At 60.9% G+C, this 3,021-nt stretch carries 1 protein-coding gene and 1 pseudogene; one reads left to right on the top strand and one right to left on the bottom strand.

The window, feature by feature from the left end:
* Window positions 1–23: 23 nt before the first annotated feature.
* A complete protein-coding gene (locus QMG25_RS20165) occupies window positions 24–2,318 on the bottom strand; it encodes a putative transposase (protein ID WP_283462895.1) in 2,295 nt (764 codons plus the stop codon).
* Window positions 2,319–2,469: 151 nt separating this feature from the next.
* Here QMG25_RS20165 and QMG25_RS20160 point away from each other — a divergent pair.
* A pseudogene (locus QMG25_RS20160) lies at window positions 2,470–2,643 on the top strand (transposase); the annotation flags it as partial.
* Window positions 2,644–3,021: the final 378 nt, after the last annotated feature.

Genomic DNA, 3,021 nt, shown 5'->3' with positions numbered 1-3,021 from the left:
CTCAGGACTCCGGATATAGCGAGTTAATTGTTTCGAGATGATGTTTTGTCTTTGACTTCGTAGCGCAGGATCTGGTTGGTTCCGGGGTAGCGGGTTTTCGTGGCGGTCAGGTGCTGGCAGAGTTCGGCGATGGCATCGGTTTTCGCTCGGGTGGGCAGCGGGTCCAGGCGAATGGTCAGGTGGCCAGGTTCTGTGGGGTCGATGTCCCCTGACTGGTCGAAGGCTTGGCGCATGAGGGCGTGGGCTTCATTGGAGGCTTTGGCATATCCGGTGTTGGTGCGGATCTCCCTGGCGATGGTCATGGCGGTGTTGTAGGCGGCCATGCGGATCCCGGTGTGGATGAGTTTGACCTCGGTATCCAGGACCTGCTGGCCGGGTGATAGTTTCCCGAGCATGATCTTCGCAGGGATTTTCTTATGTGCCTTCTCGGCCTCTATGAGGGCTTTTTCGGCTTTCCATAACGGTTTCGTGATCGTGTTGTGCATCGTGCTGGTCACCACGACCTTCAACTCCTTGGCCCCTGCTGGCGCCGTTCGTAGGGCGGTCAGTGCCGCGTCAACGTCAGCGGCAACCTCGGCGTGGTGTTTTTTGGCGGTCAGAACCTTTTGGTAGGACTTCTTTTTGGCCGGGTTGGGCACCAGACGCTTGTCGTCATCGTCACTGGAAGCGTAGGAATCGTGGGAGTCAAGGTCGAAGTGCATGCGTGCGTAACGGAACTGATTTTCTTGGCGCCACCTGTTGCCCATACGCCATACCGCTTCCCCGGCAGGAAGCTCTTTATCGGTGGTGAGGATGTGGATCTGCCGTGTTCCACCGCCCTTGCCCTTGGCAGGAACGATGCGGCTGAGCTGGCGGATCTGGTACATCTCCCCGGTCTTCTTCGTCGTTGGCAGGGCCAAATCAACGAGCGTGTCCGCCACACTCCAGGTCTTCTCTTCGCCGTGTTCGTCCGTGCGGGTAACCTCGGTAAAGAGTTCTTCACCGATGTCGGGTGTGGTGCCTTTGCGCCAGGTCAGCACATCAAAACCATTCTCGTCCATGTGTTTGAACAAGGCCGGGGACCAGCCGCCACGGTCGAAACCAACCAGGACCCGCCGATCGTCTCCCACCGCTTTACGCAGTTCGGGCAGGAGGTTACGGAGTTCACCGGCAAGGGACGCCCCGGGCTCGGCCATGACTACAAATACTGGGGAGCCGTGGGCGTCGGTGACCCAGGTTTCCTCCGTTGCCGGGACGGGGAACTTGAGCCTGGTCGAGTAGAGCTTGCCTATTCTTTTCGTGCCCTGATACGCGCGCACGTTCCCGTCAACGTACAGGATAGCGGCAAGATCCTCACCACCCGGGCCCGTTGCTGTCAGGTGATGTTTAGCAAGGGCGGCAATCAGCTCCTGGGCTTTACCCGTCTGGGCGAGTTCGTTGATCCGGCGGCGGATTGTTTTCACTTCCGGGGCACGGTCCAGCCCCAACACCCTGCCCAAGTTCTGCGGGTTGAATCGGGTGGCACCCTCGGTCCGGGATTCCCCGGCCAACGCCCGCACCACGGCATCGATCAGGATGCTGTTCAGGCCGTAGAAGCCGTCCGGCAAGGCACCAAAGACGTCTTTCGAACACGTCAGCAGGCCCGTGGTTTCCAGCGCGGGCAGGGCCAGAAACAGCCCGGCGTGCGGAACACGGGCGGCAGGGGCGAACATCGGGGCAGCTTCTGCCAGCAACCCGGCCCTCGCTGCCGAGCGTTCCCCCGTACGCGGCACGGGTGTCGGCAAGACCGGCAACTCCGGCTGCACGGCGACCGTGCCGCGGGCCGGTACGGGTCCGGAAAGCTCCGGCGCGTCCTGGTGTGCCTGTGTGTTCCGGGGTGCGGCTGAGTTCTGTGTGGCGGCTGTTTTGAGGGCGCGGCGGACACTGAATTCGGACACGCCCACCGCGTCCCCGACCGCTTGTTGGGACATGCCCGTCGCCCGCAGTTCAACGATCCGTGCCACGACGTCCCCACTGAGCCGGGACGGGGCTTTCGGGCCTCTCTTCTCCGGTGCCAGGGCCGCAACCCCGCCCTCGGCCAGCAACTGGCCCCACATCCACAACGTCCCGACCGAGACCGAAAACGCCGCCGCGACCTTCGTCACCGAGGCGGCCCGCATGCCCGCCAGTGTGACGGCCGCCCACCGGCGCGCAGCCACATCAGGGGCGTCCCAGGAAAACGTCAGCTGCCCACGAATATAAACCTCACCACCATCAACACCCTCCACCAGCGACACAGCCAAGCCCACCGGCACGGCAGCGGCGACCATCGCTACGGGCAATGGCGGTTGCGCGGTCATGACAGCCATCTTCCCACCCCCCTCAATCCGAAACATTCCTTTCGGTTAATTATATCGGAAAATGAACAAAATTAACAGTCCCACGCCACTAAAAACCCCGGAAAATCAAGGAAGCCCCAAACCCATCAAGCCGCTACGTCCGGAGTCCTGGATCTACACAGCACCCACCGAGGAAGCCGCGAAGGCGGCCTTGGAGGAGTTCACCGACGGTCAGTGGGGAACCCAGTATCCGGCAGCCGTGAAGACGTGGGAGAGCGCGTGGGAGCGCTTCACTCCGTTCCTGGCGTTTCCGCCGGCCCTGCGCAGGGTCATCTACACGACCAACGAACGAATCGTATTCACCACAAAACGCGAAGAGCCCCCAACCCGAAAATAATAGTAACCCTACTATCTCAAAAAGAAGACGCAACTAACAGCCCAACACCCGCAAGAAACCCCGGAAACCCGACAAACCCCAGAAACCACCTACCGGCCATATCCAGAACTCTGAGCCCTGCCGACTCACCATGGGAGAGTCCATCCAACGAGAATAAGATGGACTGATCCGGAAATACTTACCCAAAGGTATCCACCCCGCAGGGCCTCTGCAAAGTCGTTTAGCTGATATTTAGGCCGGCGAGTTTGAGGGCGCGGTGTGGGTAGTTGCGGGCTCCGCGGGTGGCTTTGGCAAGGTTCGTTTCGCCTTCCAGACGCAGAATCGTGA

Origin of the sequence: Arthrobacter sp. H35-D1 (assembly GCF_030063185.1) — a bacterium.
GTDB lineage: Bacteria > Actinomycetota > Actinomycetes > Actinomycetales > Micrococcaceae > Specibacter.
The sequence above is the reverse complement of the archived record's forward strand: the minus strand, read 5'-3'. Positions and strand labels throughout refer to the sequence as shown.